This is a genomic window from Thiogranum sp., assembly GCF_058323355.1.
In genome coordinates, this window is sequence record NZ_JBTTIO010000055.1 from 38,013 (window position 1) to 54,169 (window position 16,157).

Here is a 16,157-nt window from a genome sequence, read left to right on the forward strand (position 1 = left end):
CGATCCAGGCTTGCTGTGTTCAGGCGCTGGATCTCGTGAATTTCGATTTTGATGCTGAAAACAGCACGGCTATACCTGACAGGAACAGCCAGAGTGCAGCAGGCAGTGGGACAACGACATCCAGTGTTGCAGTAGCTGTCCAGTCGGTAGTCCACTCAATATTACCTGAGCCTGACGTGATGCCGCTTAGTCCGATGATGCCCGAGGCGATATTGCCAAAGCCCGCAATTGAAAGGACACTGGAGGGATCGAGTGATGCATAGAAGTCGATGGTAGAAGCGTTAAATCCCATCGATGTAATGCTGCTGCCGGAGATGAGCGCACCATCCAGGAGGGTGCCATTTGTCGAAGTCGCAGTGTAGAGGCCGGCGGTTTGAAAGGCCGGATTGGTGTTGTTCAGACTGCTGAAAAACTGTGTGACCTTGCCATTCATGGTCATGGCGCCATTGATCAGGTTGCCTGCGGCGTCAACCGTCATAGTCAGCAAGAAATTGTCGTTGCCGGAGTCTGTGGCGCTCAGTACGTTAATGGAAACGTCGGGGTCTTTTCCCGCCAGTGCGCCGGTGACTTCGCTTGCATCGGGCCAGGGTTCAAGCTGGCCGGGCAGGAATGAAGCGTTGCCTGTTGTCCCGTTGATCGAAAGCGTCCCGGTTGATCCATTGTATGTGTAGCTGGCGTTTGCACCAATAACGGCGAAATCCGGTCCGCAACCGCCCGCGAATGTACACACTGTACCCAGCAGCGCTGCATTTGCAGAGCTTGTGAATCCCAGCAAACCCCATAAACCAACCAGCAAAATTCTGCTTGCTCTCATTGCTTTCTCCTCCAGAATTGCAACGCCAAATCCGTTAAACCTGCAAGCTTGTCGCCCCGGAATCTGGTCCAGTTTTTTTTATACGGCACGGAAATGTTGTTAGCCTGCCGTTCTTCGCGGTGCCGCGTTGTTTAAATTCTGCAAGAATCGTGCTGGAAAATATTTTTTTATGATTTTCAGTGGCTAAGGCGTGACCGGGTATAAGGTCAGGGTACCGGTCTGTTAACAATTCCGTCACATATGGCGGAGTGTTGAAACACGGCGTTGGAAATCAATTAATTGATAGTAAAGGATTTTATGTATATTATCCGGCCCCTGGCAGGCGAAAATCCAGTGTCAGAAGTTCCGACAAGTCAGGCGATGCAGAGTAGCTTGCGAGCAGGGTGGCGGGTCAGGTTACACTTTGCGCCCCAAAAATTTTCAGGAGCAGCACAGGATGGTCTCATTACAAACGCCCGTATGCGATTTTGGTGCCCCGGCAATAGATTTCGCCTTGCCCGGCGTAGACGGCAGGATCTGGACGCTGGATCAGTGCAAGGGTGAGAAAGGTCTGCTGGTGATGTTCATCTGCAACCACTGCCCTTACGTGAAAGCCATCCTCGACCGCCTGGTGCGCGATACGCGTGAACTCAGGGATCTGGGTGTTAACAGTGTTGCCATCATGTCCAACGACCCCGCCGAGTACGCCGAGGATTCGTTCGAAAACATGAAGGCCATCGCCGAGCGGGAAAATTTCCCCTACCCCTACCTTATAGATGAAACCCAGGACGTCGCCCGGGCCTACGGTGCGGTTTGTACGCCGGATTTCTTTGGCTACAACGCTGACCTTGAACTCCAGTACCGGGGGCGCCTCGATGCCAGTCGCAAGGAAGCCGCGCCAGCGGATGCCCGCCGTGATCTGTTTGAGGCCATGGCGCAGGTAGCCCGGACCGGCAAGGGGCCGCAGGAGCAGATACCGAGCATGGGTTGTTCCATCAAATGGAAAGATGGCGGCGGCTGACAATAGTTCACGAGTAAAATTTATACCTTCATAAGGCAGGCTTTGCGTCAGGCGGGTGCGGACGTCAATAAATCGTCGCATAGGCAAATCAACAGTTGCCCCGGCATCCCATCTGTTGGAGAATGTCGCGCTCGATCCGATCCGGCCAGAGGGCTGAAGCGCAGCAGGTTGCGCCACGCGTCGGGGGCGATGTCGGGAACGCGGTCAGGCACAGCGTTCCGGCTTTGCAGAGAATACATTCACAAGCGGTCTCACCCGTGCGGGTGTGGCGGCTTCGCTGCTTTTCAATTCAGGCAGCTACCGGTTTTAAAGACACAGAAACAGGAGACAGCGATGGCCTCGCGTAAAGAACTAGCGAATGCGATTCGTGCCTTGAGCATGGACGCGGTACAAAAAGCCAAATCCGGCCACCCCGGTGCGCCCATGGGCATGGCGGACATCGCCGAAGTGCTGTGGAACGACCACATGCACCATAACCCCAACAACCCCAAGTGGGTCGACCGCGACCGGTTTATCCTGTCCAACGGTCACGGCTCCATGCTGATCTATTCATTGCTGCACCTGACCGGTTACGATCTGTCGATCGATGACCTGAAGAACTTCCGTCAGTTGCATTCAAAGACCCCGGGGCACCCGGAATACGGTTATGCGCCGGGTGTCGAGACCACCACCGGTCCACTGGGCCAGGGCATCACCAACGGTGTCGGTATGGCGATTGCTGAAAAGGTCATGGCCGGACAGTTCAACCGTGACGGCCACCACATTGTCAATCACAACACCTTTGTGTTCATGGGTGATGGTTGCATGATGGAAGGTATCTCCCATGAAGCCTGTTCACTGGCCGGTACGCTGGGCCTGGGCAAGCTGATTGCTTTCTGGGATGACAACGGTATCTCCATCGACGGTCACGTCGAAGGCTGGTTCAGTGATGATACCCCGAGGCGTTTCGAAGCCTACGGCTGGCACGTTATCCGCGACGTCGACGGCCACAACGCCGAAGCTGTCGACAAGGCCATTCGCGAAGCCAAGTCGGTCAATGACAAGCCCACGCTGATCTGCACCAGAACCGTTATCGGTTACGGCGCGCCAAACCTGTGTGGCAGCCACGATTGCCACGGTGCACCGCTGGGTGATGATGAAATCAAGGCGACCCGTGAAAACCTCGGCTGGAACCATCCTCCGTTCGAGATTCCTGACGACATCTATGCTGGCTGGAATGCAAAGGACAAGGGTGCCGCGGCAGAAGCGGAATGGAACGAAAAGTTTGCCGCCTACAAGGCTGCCTATCCTGAGCTTGCAGCCGAATTCGAACGCCGCATGGCGGGTGACCTGCCGGCCAACTGGGCGGAAGGCGCTGCGAAGTTCATCAATGAAGTCAACGAAAAGGCCGAGTCCATTGCCTCGCGTAAAGCTTCACAGAACGCACTCAACGGCTTCGGTCCGTTACTGCCGGAATTCCTGGGCGGTTCCGCCGACCTGGCAGGTTCAAACCTGACCATCTGGTCCGGCTCAAAAGGCATCAGCAACACCGTGTCGGACGGCAACTACATCTACTATGGTGTGCGCGAGTTCGGCATGTCCGCCATCATGAACGGCGCGTCATTGCACGGCGGCTTCATCCCTTATGGCGCCACCTTCCTGATGTTTTCCGAGTACGCCCGTAATGCCCTGCGCATGGCGGCGCTGATGAAGATCCAGAGCATCTTTGTCTATACTCACGATTCCATCGGCCTGGGTGAAGACGGCCCGACCCACCAGCCGGTTGAGCAAACCGCCACGCTGCGCATGATCCCGAACATGCAGGTATGGCGTCCCTGTGACGCAGTTGAGTCTGCGGTGTGCTGGAAGGCCGCCATCGAACACAAGGATGGCCCCAGCTGCCTGATCTTTTCGCGCCAGAACCTGGCCCACCAGAACCGCAGCGCCGAGCAGATCGCCGCCATCGAAAAGGGTGGTTATATTCTCAAGGACTGCGACGGTACGCCGGACGCGATCATCATCGCCACCGGTTCCGAAGTGGATCTCGCCATGCAGGCTGCCGAGCAGCTCGGCGGCAAGAAGATCCGCGTGGTCTCCATGCCATCCACCAATGTCTTCGATGCCCAGGACGACGACTACCGCGAGTCTGTGCTGCCGTCTGCCGTGAAGGCGCGTGTGGCGGTGGAAGCTGGCGTGACCGACGGCTGGATCAAGTACGTGGGCCTGGACGGCAAGGTGATTGGTATCAATACCTTCGGCGAGTCCGCGCCGGCCGGCGACCTGTTCAGGCACTTCGGCTTTACCACGGAGAACGTGGTCAAGGCCGTGGAAGACGTGCTGTAGGTTTTGACAGGAATGTTGAATTTTTTATTGCAGTTAACACCAAGAGAATTACGGAGAGATAACTATGACAATCAAAGTCGGTATTAATGGTTTCGGCCGTATCGGTCGTATGGCATTCCGCGCAATCGCCAAGGACTTCAGCGACATCGAAGTGGTCGGTATCAACGATCTGCTGGATGCGGACTACCTGGCCTACATGCTCAAGTACGATTCCGTACACGGCAACTTCGACGGCGACATTTCTGTCGATGGCAATAACCTGGTGGTAAATGGCAAGACCATCCGCCTGACGGCCGAGCGTGACCCATCCGACCTCAAGTGGGGTGACATCGGCGCCGACCTGGTTATCGAGTGCACCGGCTTCTTCCTCACCGAAGAAACCTGCCAGAAGCACATCGACGCCGGCGCCAAAAAGGTTGTGCAGAGCGCGCCTTCCAAGGATGGCACGCCGATGTTCGTATACGGCGTGAACCACGACACCTATGCCGGTCAGGCCATTGTTTCCGCTGCCTCCTGTACCACCAACTGCCTGGCGCCGGTTGCCAAGGTGCTGCACGACAAGTGGGGCATCAAGCGCGGCCTGATGACCACCGTTCACGCGGCAACCGCGACCCAGAAGACTGTTGACGGCCCGTCCATGAAAGACTGGCGCGGCGGTCGCGGTATCCTGGAAAACATCATTCCGTCTTCCACCGGTGCCGCCAAGGCTGTGGGCGTGGTGTTGCCGGAGCTGAATGGCAAGCTGACCGGTATGGCGTTCCGCGTGCCGACCTCTGACGTATCCGTGGTTGACCTGACCGTCGAACTGGAGAAAGACGCTTCCTACGAGGATATCTGCGCCGCCATGAAAGCCGCCTCTGAAAGCGGCGACATGAGCAAGACGCTGGGCTACACCGATGAGAAAGTGGTTTCCACTGACTTCCGGGGTTGTGGCAAGTCCTCCATCTTCGATTCCGAAGCCGGTATCGCGCTGGACGGTACTTTCGTCAAGGTCGTTTCCTGGTACGACAACGAGTACGGTTACACCTGCAACATGCTGCGTTTTGTTGAGCACGTTGCGGCTAACTAGGCTGTAACAGGTCCGAATTTTAAACGGGGCTCTCGCAGAGGCGCGGAGTACGCAGAGAAAAGCTTTCTCTTTGCGCTCTTCGCATCTTTGCGAGATCAACGTTTTTAGCACGGAAGATAAAAGCTGTTTGCCAAGCGCCGATCGTGTTTGGCAAAGGGTTTTTCAAAAAAATAGTCAGGAGTTACACGATGTCTTTTATCAAGCTGACCGATCTTGATCTTGCCGGCAAGCGCGTACTGATCCGCGCTGATCTTAATGTTCCTGTCAAGGACGGCAAGGTAACCTCCGATGCGCGTATTACCGCATCCATGCCAACGATCGAGCATTGTGTTAAAGCCGGTGCCAAAGTCATGGTGATGTCTCACCGCGGCCGCCCGGAAGAGGGTGAACCCGATGAGGAAAACTCCATGGCACCGATCGCCGCCAGCCTGTCCGAAAAGCTCGGCAAGGACGTGCGCCTGGTCAAGGATTACCTCGAAGGCGGCTTTGATGTTGCGGAAGGTGAAGTGGTGCTGCTGGAAAATGTCCGTTTCAATGTTGGCGAGAAAAAAGACGACGAAACGCTGGCAAGGAAATATGCCGCCCTGTGCGACGTATTTGTGATGGATGCTTTTGGTACTGCGCACCGCGCCCAGGCTTCAACCCATGGCGTTGGCAAGTTCGCGCCAGTTGCCTGCGCAGGTCTTCTGCTGGCCAGCGAGCTGGACAGTCTGGCCAAGGCGCTGGCCAACCCGGCGCGTCCGATGGTGGCTATTGTTGGCGGTTCCAAGGTATCGACCAAGCTGACCGTGCTGGAAGCCCTGTCGGAAAAGGTCGATCAGCTGGTGGTGGGTGGCGGTATTGCCAATACCTTCCTCAAGGCTGTCGGTTGCAACGTAGGTAAATCGCTTTGCGAGAATGACCTGGTGGATACCGCCAAAGCACTCATCGAAAAAATGAAAGCGCGCGGCGCCAACATTCCGATTGCCGTCGATGTGGTATGCGGCAAGAAGTTTGACGAAAATGAACCGGCTGTGGTCAAGGACGCAGATAAGGTTGAGGACGATGACATGATCTTCGACATCGGCCCGAAATCTGCGCAGGAGCTGGCGGATATTATCGAGAAGGCCGGTACCATCGTCTGGAATGGCCCGGTCGGCGTGTTCGAATTCGACCAGTTCGGTGAAGGCACCAAAACAATCGCCATGGCAATCGCCAACTCCAAAGGCTTCAGTCTGGCCGGCGGTGGCGACACCATCGCCGCGATCCAGAAGTACGATATTTACGACAAGGTTTCCTACATTTCTACCGCCGGTGGCGCTTTCCTTGAATACCTCGAAGGCAAGACCCTGCCGGCTGTCGCCATGCTGGAAGAACGCGCCCGCAGTTAACGGCGCAACACCCAGGGACACAAGTAGCCCAATATGCAACGTAGAACAAAGATAGTCGCAACACTCGGTCCATCGACCGACGACCCCAAGGTGCTGGATGATATGATCCAGGCCGGCGTGGACGTTGTTCGACTGAATTTTTCGCATGGCTCGCCGGAAGAGCACATGCAGCGTGCCGAGGCGGTTCGTAACCGCGCCCGCGCGCACGGCCGACAGGTCGGCGTGTTTGTCGATCTGCAGGGGCCGAAGATCCGCATCGACCGCTTCAAGGAGGGCAAGGTCGAACTCAAGGAAGGTGAGCGGTTTATTCTTGATGCGGCGCTTGGTGCAAACGACGGCACCGTCGAACGCGTCGGCATAGCCTACAAGGCGCTGGTCGAAGACGTCAATCGTGGCGACACATTGCTGCTCGATGACGGTGCAGTGGTACTGTGGGTCGAGGAAGTCAAAGGTACTGAAATCGACACGCGTGTTGTGGTTGGCGGTACCTTGTCCAATAACAAGGGGATCAATCGCCAGGGCGGCGGTTTGTCTGCACAGGCGATTACCGACAAGGATCGTGCCGACATCAAGGTGGCGGCGGAAATGCGCGCTGACTATATCGCGGTATCCTTCCCGCGCCATGCCAGCGATATCCACGAAGCGCGTGATCTGCTGCGCAAGGCCGGCGGTCACGGTGGCGTTGTTGCCAAGATCGAACGCGCCGAAGCCATGAATGCGCTGGAAGAAATCATCGAGGCGACCGACGTTGTGATGATCGCGCGCGGGGACCTGGGTGTGGAAATCGGTGATGCCGAACTTCCCGCCGTTCAGAAACGGATCATCCGCATTGCCCGCAGCATGGATCGCGTTGTGATTACCGCAACACAGATGATGCAGTCCATGATCGAAAATCCTATCCCTACGCGGGCCGAGGTTTTTGACGTGGCAAATGCGGTTATCGACGGTACCGACGCTGTCATGCTGTCGGCAGAAACGGCAACCGGCAAGCACGTCGCCAAGGTCATTGAGGCCATGGACCGTATCTGCCGCGGTGCAGAAACCCAGCGCATGGACAGTGCCGCGGAACGGCGTACCGCTACACACTTCAGGGCGATCGACGAGGCAATTGCCAAGGCTGCCATGTACACCGCAAACCACACCGGAGTTAAGGCCATTGCCGCGCTGACCGAGTCTGGCGCAACGCCTTTATGGATGTCGCGCATCAGCTCCGGTATCCCGATCTACGCCTTGACGCGTCATGTCGAGACGCGTAGAAAGGTAACCCTGTATCGCGGCGTTTACCCCGTCAGCTTTGACGTCACGACCTCCGATCATGCACAGGTCAATCGCGAAGCGATCGACGAACTGATGCGGCGGGGTGCGGTGCGCGACGGGGACCTCGTCATTATCACCAAGGGTGATCTGATGGGTGTTCTCGGTGGCACAAATGCCATGAAGATAATTCGCGTGGGCGAACATGTCATCAATGCAGAATGATGTACGCCCGGGCACCTGCAATCAAACGTACAACATCACTCAATTAAAAACTCCAAGGAGTCCGTCATGGCCTTGATATCCCTGCGACAACTACTCGACTATGCTGCTGAAAATGATTTCGGTATGCCGGCTTTCAACGTGAACAACATGGAACAGGTGCATGCCATCATGCAGGCTGCCGATGAAGCTGACAGCCCCGTTATCATGCAGGGTTCCGCAGGCGCGCGTTCCTATGCGGGCGAACCCTTCCTGCGTCACCTGATTACCGCGGCAACCGAAATGTACCCGCACATCCCGATCGTCATGCACCAGGATCATGGTTCCGAGCCTGCCGTTTGCCTGCGTTCCATCCAGTCCGGTTTCTCTTCCGTGATGATGGACGGTTCACTGATGGCCGACATGAAAACCCCGTCTACTTTTGAATATAACGTTGACGTGACCCGCAAGGTGGTGGAAATGGCGCACGCCGGCGGCGTATCCGTTGAAGGTGAGCTGGGTTGCCTGGGGTCACTGGAAACCGGTGAAATGGGTGAGGAAGACGGTCACGGCGCCGAAGGCAAGCTGTCCATGGACCAGTTGCTGACCGATCCGGAAGAGGCCGCGAGCTTCGTCAAGGAAACCGGTGTTGATGCATTGGCTATCGCTATCGGCACCAGCCACGGCGCCTACAAGTTCACCCGTCCGCCGACCGGTGACATCCTGGCCATCAACCGCATCAAGGAGATCCATGCGCGTCTGCCCAACACGCACCTGGTGATGCACGGTTCGTCTTCCGTACCGCAGGAATGGCTGAAGATCATCAACGACTTCGGCGGCGACATGGGCGAGACCTATGGGGTGCCGGTTGAAGAAATCTGCGAGGGCATCAAGCACGGCGTGCGCAAGGTCAATATTGATACCGACCTGCGTATGGCGTCCACCGGTGCAATCCGCAAACATCTGGCGGAAAACAAATCCAACTTCGATCCGCGCAAATTCCTCAAGGCTTCTACTGCGGCCATGAAGGACATCTGCAAGGCGCGTTACGAGGCCTTCGGGTGTGCCGGCCACGCTTCCAGGATCAAGCCGATCAGTCTGGAAGGTATGGTTGCGCGTTATGAGTCCGGTGAACTGGACGTGCGCGTTAACTGATTAGCGCCCTGTCAGTGAACAGAAAAAGGGCGGCCCGGGCCGCCCTTTTTTGTACCCGCCTGAAAAGTACAAACGCCTTGTATCGAAACAAGGATTGGGGTGGTTCAGCCAATTATGATGGTGTTTACCCTTCCGGGCTACTGCATTCAAGATGAGCTTACCAGGTTACATGCTATGGCAACTCATGCAAAGTCGGGTACGATTTTGGCCGGTGGTATAGCTGGATTTGGCATTACAGTACATGGGGTATTGCATGGCCTGTGTTACGCCAGGCACGGTCGCAGTTTCAGTTTTAATTTCATGGCATGTGACGCAGGTAACCTTTCCGCTCTCAAAGACCATCCGTTTGTCTATTTGTCCAGGCGCAACGTAGGTGTCAGGATATCTGTATGCGTATTGCTTATAATCCATGCCGATCGGGTGATCGACGCTGAGGTTCCCGCGGAACTGCATGGATGTCCCGGCGTGTTTCATGTTGACCTGTGGTCCGTTACTACCGTTGTGGCATTGCATGCAGGTGCCTGACTGGCTGTTGGTGGGTAATTGCACGGTCGGAATGGTTGCGGCACTGGCTTCCGGCCCCAACACGAATTCCCTGAAGGCATCTGAGAAGCTGCCTGCATATACGGGATGAGTGATGCCTGGTAATAAGGTGGTCAGACACGCTGTGATGAGTATGCGTGTCAGGCGATAAAACCTGTTCATGCTGTTTCTCCGGTAGTCCCTCTGCCATAGCCGTTGGCCACAGGCAGGTAACTTTGCGTCCCAGCCTTTCGGCTGGTTTGCTTTTGTCACAAAACTGTTCAGGTTATCGAGCTTGCAGGAGATTTCTTTAGGGGCAGGTTGCCCGCTTGTAGCGGGGCACGGTTGTCCATCGAGGTAACGTGTTCCGGATCAACGGAATAGCGGGTGTTTCCGGTGTGCTTTTTCGGCGTGGAAGTATTTATAGCGGAAGATCGAGTCCAGTCCGTGACAATCGGCGCACAGGAATGAAGCGCTGCCGGACAGGCGAAGGAAGCTGGTGGTGGCATCGCCTTCGGTATTTTTGCCCGGGCCGGGCCGGGCCAGATCTGCCTGCCACTGGTGTGGGTCGTGGCAACTTGTACAGCTGATGACACCGGTCAGTGCGGGATGTCCTTCACGGTCAAGTACCGGTAACGCGGTGCTTTTACCCGGGCGAAGGCCTTTGCGCAGTTGTTCTGACCAGACGCTGACCTTGTCGGGGTGCAGGAAATAGGGTGGTACTTTGGCCTGTGCAATGGCTTTGTCAGCATGGCAGCTCCTGCAGGTTTGCTCTGCGGGGTTGTTGGCCTCGCCCAGAGGTCTGGCCCACAGGCGCATTGGCGATGTAGCGTTGTGTATGCTGTGGCAGGGACCGCACAGCCCGGATTCACTGACAGTCTGGCTATGGTCATTGGTGGCTTCGGGTGCAGTCAGGGCAAGGTCGTGGTCAGTGGCGATTACCTGGCGTTTATTATGATGGCATTCAACACACAGTTCGCCGCGGGTGGCCGAGACGCGCAGGAAACTGTTGCCTGCATCACCTTCGCTGTCCGGGGTCATGTCGCTTTCGCTCATGAGCTTGCCTGGCTGCCACTGGTGAGGGTCGTGGCAACTGCCGCAGTCAATGTGGCCTCCGTTTTTTGTGCTTTTGCCTTCTGCTGTGTATAGCGGAAGATGTTCCGGGTGTTCGGTATTCGCCACCTTGATCCCCAGCGGGTGGCTATAACGGCCCGTTTGCTTGTCTTTGGCGAGGCCATCGTCGCGGTGGCAGCTGGAACAACGTTTTTCACCTGCGCTATGCCCGGATCCGTCATCTCTGGCCCACAGGAAAGTTCCCTTGCTGTTGTGTGGCTGGTGACAGTTGCTGCATACACCGTTGCGGGTGTCGCCTGTTTCCTTTTTATCTGGCGAAAGTTGTTTGAGCCCGTGTTTGGATAAAGACACGCTGGATTTGCCGACGTGGCAATTGATGCACAGCTCGCCGTTACCCTGCTCGCTGATGCGCAGGAAACTGTTGCTGGAATCACCTTCAATATCAAACTCGACTTTATCTGTATCCGGCGACCAGCGATGTGGATCATGACAACTGCCGCAGCTGACCATCCCGTCCCGCCCGGTATTCCGGCCAAGCCGGTCGAACAGGGGCAGTGGTTGTAGCGGTTTAACCCCGGCCAGAACAGCCAGTTCACTGGTCCACTTATCCAATGTTGCACGAATACCAAGATCAGTGATCGGAACATCCAGCGGGTGGCTGTGATCACCGATGAGTTTATTCCTGGCTATCCCGTCCGGATTGTGACAACTGAGACAGGGTGCGGCCGACGGGCTGGTCCGGCCGGGCAAGATCCGCGCCCACATCCGCGGCCCCTTGCCGTTGTGTACCTGGTGGCAGCTGCCACACAGTCCGGATTGTGCCGCAGTCTGGTTGTGTGCATTGCGTGCTTCAGGGGCCATTTTTGCCATATCGTGCTCACTGCCTTTCACTGCCCACTTGTCCTTGTGGCAGGTTTTGCACAGTGCGGAATCCGGGGCGTTGGGTTTGCGCAGGAAGCTGTTTCGCGAAGTACTTTCTGATCCGGGTTTGGCGATTTTCGCAGGATGATCAGGATCCCACTGGTGCGGGTCATGGCAGCTCGCGCAGGTCACCCGTCCTGTGCCGGTATTAACCGACTTTACCCCATTACGGTCGTAGGTCGGCAGTTCCACCCGCTGTCCAATTTCAACACCTACGGGATGGGTGTAACGGCCAACCTGGTGCTTTTGTGCCAGCCCCGCTTTATCGTGGCAACTCATGCACAGTGCTGCCATGGCATCGCGGCTGGAGCCCGGGTCACGCGCCCACATTTTCGGACCCTTTCCCTGGTGCGGCAGGTGACAGGCAATGCAGGCACCGCCACCTGTTGTGGATTTTCCGGACTTTCCGCTACCGGCCGCCTTGATCAGGCGCATGTCGTGCTTGCCGCCTTCAACACGTTTCTGTCTGGTGTGGCAGCTGGTACACAGTGATGAATCGAGGTTATCCGCGACCAGCAACCGTGTGTTGGTCACAGCTTCGTGTGGTTTGTGGCAGCTCTCGCAAATAACAGAGCCACCCGGTCCCAGCCGCGCGCCCTGCTTCCTGAGCGCTGTGGGAACTTTTGCCTGCCGGGGAACAAGGTTTACGGGGTGGGTATGAAGCCGGGCCGCATCAGCCAGGTCTTGCGCGGCTCGGTCGCTATGGCAGCTGCCGCACAACTGTGAACGATCATTTCGAACGACCAGCATTTTTTCCGCCGGCGCCCCATGAGGTGTATGGCAGCTCTGGCAGATGATTTCACCTTTTGTGCTGAGTTTTGCGTGGCTGGTGTCGAAGAGTGCCGGGCGGGTGTCAAGTGGTTTGTTGATCGGGTGAAAACCTGCGGCGGTACCCTGCGCCTTGTCTTTATGGCAGGACTGGCAGAACTTTCCGTCCCGGCTCGGGTTGCGCATGAAAATGGGAGATTCTGTTGAATCCCAGTCGACGCCGTGAGCCGTGTGGCAGGTGCCGCAATACAGCTTGCCATCGTCATTGAGGGGGAAAAGATTCTCACCGTCGATGGCAGGAATTTTGATGGCAGCGGATGGTTTTTTGCCCACCGGGTGAGCGTGTTGCCTGTCTTTCCAGAGAAAGCGTGAGTCGAGCACGAAGCCGTCGTGACAGGACAGGCACATGCGTTCTGTGCTTACAACATCCTGGCGTCCGGTTTCCACTACGGGCCTTGGTTCATAGGGGACAAGCGGAGTCACGTCCTGTCGTTTGAATTCGGTCAGCCACATGATGTGGCAGAGGGAACATTCACGGTTTGGTGAGGGCAGCCTTGGGGCTGCGTCTGACATTTCGGGCAGAAACAACAGTGCGCAGAGCAGCAGAACAACAGAACCGGCTTGTGGTTTTGAGGTGCTCATGGGGGTAACGCAAAGACTGAAACACGGTTTTTCATCATTTCGACGACATACAGCCTGTTTTGTCCGTCCAGCGCCACCCCGGTAGGTGCTGATAATTCCAGCGGACCGTTCTTGCTGGCAAGAACATACAGAAATTCACCGGCGTCGCTGAAGACCTGTATCAGGTTCATATAACTGTCCGAGACATAGAGCCTTCCCTTGTCGTCAACGGTAACACCCTTGGGTCGAAACAGTTGACCGGGCAGAACACCCCAGTCACCGATAGCGAATGAGAACTTTCCAGAGGGTTCAAAGAGCTGCACACGGGTGTTCAGTACATCGACAACTGCAATCCGGTTGTCATCGAGTATGGTCAGTGTTGCCGGATAACGAAACTGGCCCTGATTGCTGCCGTTTCCGCCCCATTCGCGCAACAGTTTCCCCTTGCGGTTGTACGCCATGAGTTTGTGATTGTTGTTGCCTGTTACGTAGAGGGTTTTGTTATCACGACTCATGGCAACGTCGATGGGGCGTACAGGGAGATCTTTGCTGCCCGTAGCGAAGTGCTGAATAAAATTGCCCTTGTTGTCGAATATCTGTAACCGGTGGTTGCCACGGTCAGCGACATACACGCGCCCGTCCCGGGCGGCGATACCGACAGGTCCGTCAAACTGGCCCTTGCCTTTACCTGGCGCGCCAAACTGAAAACGGAAACGCCCCTTCGTGTCAAATACCATAATACGGTGGTTGCCGCCGTCTACGACATAGATGTTGCCGCCATCTACGGCGACGTCACTGGGTAGTGACATTGGCCCGGCCTTGCCGCCTTCAAGCGTCATAACGGGCTGGACTGCACGGGTGGGAAATGGTGCGGCGCCGGACAGGGCGTGCACACACAACATGAGAGTAAATAAGACAGCCTGGAAAGGATGCCTGTTGACCGTGGTCATTATTTTTGTCCGTTTGACTGAGCTGCCCCGGTTTTGTCCGATGACGGTTTGTTAATTGAATCCCTGGCAGGTTCTTTTTCTGGCCCGGTGTTGTCAAATAATCGCGGGAGAAAAAACTCGCGGTATTTGTCAACGATGCCGACCATATTGACATTTGTCAGGTCAGATACGCGTTGCTCGGAGAAACCGAGCTTTCTGAATGGCAGGTAACTTTTTTCTTCGCTGGTATGGCAGCGTGCGCACGCCCTGCCTTTGGGCATGATCAGTGCGTGGAAACGTTTTTTCAACGCATTTTTGTCCTGCTCGGTGAGTTGCTCGCGTATGCGCAGGAATTCCTGGCCTTTCCCGAACAGCTCGGGAATTTCAAGCAGTTTCTCGTCTTCACCGCTGGTGGCGTAGATAACAATTTTGGAGAAGTAGTCGTCGGTATCGATCAGGAAACCCGTTTTCGTGTTAAGACGGGTGCCGAATGGTGGCCCTTTTGTGTCGATGCCGGAGTAGTTGAGCCAGCGGAAGCGGTAACGGTTCTCAGGCACCTTGTCGGGATCGGTATGGCAGGTCATACAACCGGTAAACTGGGTGTGCATGTTGAGCAGGGTTCTTATCATGCGTTGTTTGGCGTGGGGGAAGTCACCGTGGCAGTAGAAACATACCGTTTTCTTGCCGGCTGTAACAAGGTCCCGGGTCGGCTCATTGTGGAAATGGCGCATGCGTTCCGAGAAGCGCTGCTCATTGAGTTCCAGTAACAGTTCGGGTTGCTCTTTTTCCCTGTTGAGTCCCAGGAACTCAAAACCGGCGACTGCAATTTCAAACAGCAGTGCAAGAATGATGGCGCCCAGGATAAGTGCAGTGAGGAAACTGATGACCGGGTGTCCGCGGCGCAAGCCGGATATACTGAACGGGTCATTGTGGAAGGCGCCAGGTATTTTTGCCTTGTGGTCGATAATGACCAGCAGGGCGATACCGAACAGTACAAAGAACAGTACCGTCAATACAACGTATGTAGCTTCATTGGCGCCGATATCATGCATGGTTCAGTACTCGGTCAGTATCAGCCAGATTGCGAAAAGGCCAAACAGCGTCCAGAAAAATACAAACAGCAGGGCACTGTAGGCGATAAACTTTTGCAGGCCTGTCAGTGGTTTCATCATGGCGGAGATTGCTCGCTGACTACATCGGCCTGATCGGAAACAGAATCCTCAATATCCGTAAACAGTTCGCGTGCCTCAAGTTGCCCGATCAGGTAGGCCCTTTCCTCGGGCAGCTCAACAAGATTACGCAGGTATTCGAGGAAATGTTCCTCGATCTGGTGTTCGCGGGTTATCTTGCCTGTCAGGAATGTCCATTGCATGGGGAACCTGCCCGGTGCCAGATGGACGTTGTACCAGTGCCAGAAGGCGATCACCAGCAGGGCAAGCAGAGCCTCGTGCGGGTGAGAAAGGCGCATCATTTCCTGGAAGTTTGCAGCTACACTGGCTGGTAAAAGGGCAGCCCAGAATTCCGGGAACAGAAAGGATGAACCGGAGATAACCATCACCAGATTGCCGAACGCAGCGGCAAAGTAATGAATTTTCTGTTTATACATGAATTTGTCCATCTCCGGGCGTTGATCGCGTGTGCCGGCAAAATACAGCATGTCGTCCTTGAAGTCGCGAATGTCCTTCATAAGTGGAAGAATTGTGCGCCGCAATTCAAAGCGTCGCTTCAGTATTTGTTGCAGAGGACCCAGCGTTATTGTGGCAAGGTGATACAGCATGCTGAAGATCATAATGGCTGCAAGCGTACGGTGAATGACGCGCGAGATGTCTACGCCGCCGACGATAGCGTTCAGTGGTTGTGCCCAGAAATGATCAAAGAAGGCGATAGGCAGGCCGGTGAAAGCCAGGGCAAGAAAAGTGACAAAAGTGAGCATGTGCTGGATTCTGATATGAACTGAATAGCGCGGGATGTCACCGATAGGGTTGGAGAGAACATTCTTGTACAGTTTGACGCGATCCTGCGGCATGGACAGGATGACGGACTCGATTTCATCCCGCTCCCTGTCACTCACCTTGTTGATGCGCATCGAGGTTTCAAGTACATCGCGTGCTTCGGGTGAAAGTTTCATGACATATTC

Annotated in this window: 12 protein-coding genes and 1 riboswitch; of the genes, 6 read left to right on the top strand and 6 right to left on the bottom strand. The window is 55.7% G+C overall.

Annotated elements, in window-relative coordinates:
* Positions 1-19 precede the first annotated feature (19 nt).
* Positions 20-814, bottom strand: a complete 795-nt coding sequence (locus tag ACW81B_RS07835) for a hypothetical protein (protein WP_491579660.1) — start codon at positions 812-814, stop codon at positions 20-22.
* 436 nt (positions 815-1,250) lie between these two features.
* Between ACW81B_RS07835 and ACW81B_RS07840 the strand changes: the two genes are divergently transcribed.
* The 6 genes from ACW81B_RS07840 (at position 1,251) to fba (ending at position 9,185) form a co-directional block, all read left to right on the top strand.
* Positions 1,251-1,814, top strand: coding sequence for a thioredoxin family protein (locus tag ACW81B_RS07840; protein WP_491579661.1), 564 nt, complete (start codon positions 1,251-1,253; stop codon positions 1,812-1,814).
* Positions 1,815-2,147: 333 nt separating this feature from the next.
* Positions 2,148-4,136, top strand: a complete 1,989-nt coding sequence (gene tkt, locus ACW81B_RS07845) for a transketolase (RefSeq protein WP_491579662.1) — start codon at positions 2,148-2,150, stop codon at positions 4,134-4,136.
* A gap of 64 nt (positions 4,137-4,200) precedes the next feature.
* Positions 4,201-5,205, top strand: a complete 1,005-nt coding sequence (gene gap / locus ACW81B_RS07850) for a type I glyceraldehyde-3-phosphate dehydrogenase (RefSeq protein WP_491579663.1) — start codon at positions 4,201-4,203, stop codon at positions 5,203-5,205.
* A gap of 188 nt (positions 5,206-5,393) precedes the next feature.
* Positions 5,394-6,575 carry a phosphoglycerate kinase gene (locus tag ACW81B_RS07855; protein ID WP_491579664.1) on the top strand — a complete coding sequence of 394 codons (1,182 nt, stop codon included), beginning with the start codon at positions 5,394-5,396 and terminating at the stop codon, positions 6,573-6,575.
* Positions 6,576-6,608: 33 nt separating this feature from the next.
* Positions 6,609-8,054 carry a pyruvate kinase gene (pyk, locus tag ACW81B_RS07860; RefSeq protein WP_491579665.1) on the top strand — a complete coding sequence of 482 codons (1,446 nt, stop codon included), beginning with the start codon at positions 6,609-6,611 and terminating at the stop codon, positions 8,052-8,054.
* A gap of 66 nt (positions 8,055-8,120) precedes the next feature.
* The gene (fba, locus tag ACW81B_RS07865; RefSeq protein ID WP_491579666.1) at positions 8,121-9,185 is read left to right on the top strand and encodes a class II fructose-bisphosphate aldolase; all 1,065 of its coding nucleotides are present in this window, start codon (positions 8,121-8,123) and stop codon (positions 9,183-9,185) included.
* A 165-nt stretch (positions 9,186-9,350) separates the two neighbouring features.
* Here the strand turns inward: fba and ACW81B_RS07870 are convergent, their stop codons facing one another.
* The 5 genes from ACW81B_RS07870 to ACW81B_RS07890 all read right to left on the bottom strand — a co-directional run bounded on the left by ACW81B_RS07870 (position 9,351) and on the right by ACW81B_RS07890 (position 16,148).
* The gene (locus ACW81B_RS07870; protein WP_491579667.1) at positions 9,351-9,890 is read right to left on the bottom strand and encodes a hypothetical protein; all 540 of its coding nucleotides are present in this window, start codon (positions 9,888-9,890) and stop codon (positions 9,351-9,353) included.
* A gap of 8 nt (positions 9,891-9,898) precedes the next feature.
* Positions 9,899-9,982: riboswitch (cyclic di-GMP riboswitch) on the bottom strand.
* A 97-nt stretch (positions 9,983-10,079) separates the two neighbouring features.
* Positions 10,080-12,983, bottom strand: coding sequence for a cytochrome c3 family protein (locus ACW81B_RS07875; RefSeq protein WP_491579668.1), 2,904 nt, complete (start codon positions 12,981-12,983; stop codon positions 10,080-10,082).
* Positions 12,984-13,108: 125 nt separating this feature from the next.
* Positions 13,109-13,930, bottom strand: coding sequence for an NHL repeat-containing protein (locus tag ACW81B_RS07880; protein WP_491579669.1), 822 nt, complete (start codon positions 13,928-13,930; stop codon positions 13,109-13,111).
* Positions 13,931-14,040: 110 nt separating this feature from the next.
* Positions 14,041-15,072 carry a hypothetical protein gene (locus tag ACW81B_RS07885; RefSeq protein WP_491579670.1) on the bottom strand — a complete coding sequence of 344 codons (1,032 nt, stop codon included), beginning with the start codon at positions 15,070-15,072 and terminating at the stop codon, positions 14,041-14,043.
* A 116-nt stretch (positions 15,073-15,188) separates the two neighbouring features.
* Positions 15,189-16,148: a formate dehydrogenase subunit gamma gene (locus ACW81B_RS07890; protein ID WP_491579671.1), complete on the bottom strand. Its 960-nt coding sequence runs from the start codon at positions 16,146-16,148 to the stop codon at positions 15,189-15,191.
* Between the last annotated feature and the right edge of the window lie 9 nt (positions 16,149-16,157).

Excerpts from the sequence above, each read along its gene's own strand:
- ACW81B_RS07870 (WP_491579667.1), bottom strand. The coding sequence starts at position 9,890 with ATGAACAGGTTTTATCGCCTGACACGCATACTCATCACAGCGTGTCTG.
- pyk (WP_491579665.1), top strand. The coding sequence starts at position 6,609 with ATGCAACGTAGAACAAAGATAGTCGCAACACTCGGTCCATCGACCGAC.
- fba (WP_491579666.1), top strand. The coding sequence starts at position 8,121 with ATGGCCTTGATATCCCTGCGACAACTACTCGACTATGCTGCTGAAAAT.
- ACW81B_RS07855 (WP_491579664.1), top strand. The coding sequence starts at position 5,394 with ATGTCTTTTATCAAGCTGACCGATCTTGATCTTGCCGGCAAGCGCGTA.
- ACW81B_RS07880 (WP_491579669.1), bottom strand. The coding sequence starts at position 13,930 with ATGACGCTTGAAGGCGGCAAGGCCGGGCCAATGTCACTACCCAGTGAC.
- tkt (WP_491579662.1), top strand. The coding sequence starts at position 2,148 with ATGGCCTCGCGTAAAGAACTAGCGAATGCGATTCGTGCCTTGAGCATG.
- gap (WP_491579663.1), top strand. The coding sequence starts at position 4,201 with ATGACAATCAAAGTCGGTATTAATGGTTTCGGCCGTATCGGTCGTATG.
- ACW81B_RS07885 (WP_491579670.1), bottom strand. The coding sequence starts at position 15,072 with ATGCATGATATCGGCGCCAATGAAGCTACATACGTTGTATTGACGGTA.
- ACW81B_RS07890 (WP_491579671.1), bottom strand. The coding sequence starts at position 16,148 with ATGAAACTTTCACCCGAAGCACGCGATGTACTTGAAACCTCGATGCGC.
- ACW81B_RS07840 (WP_491579661.1), top strand. The coding sequence starts at position 1,251 with ATGGTCTCATTACAAACGCCCGTATGCGATTTTGGTGCCCCGGCAATA.
- ACW81B_RS07835 (WP_491579660.1), bottom strand. The coding sequence starts at position 814 with ATGAGAGCAAGCAGAATTTTGCTGGTTGGTTTATGGGGTTTGCTGGGA.
- ACW81B_RS07875 (WP_491579668.1), bottom strand. The coding sequence starts at position 12,983 with ATGTGGCTGACCGAATTCAAACGACAGGACGTGACTCCGCTTGTCCCC.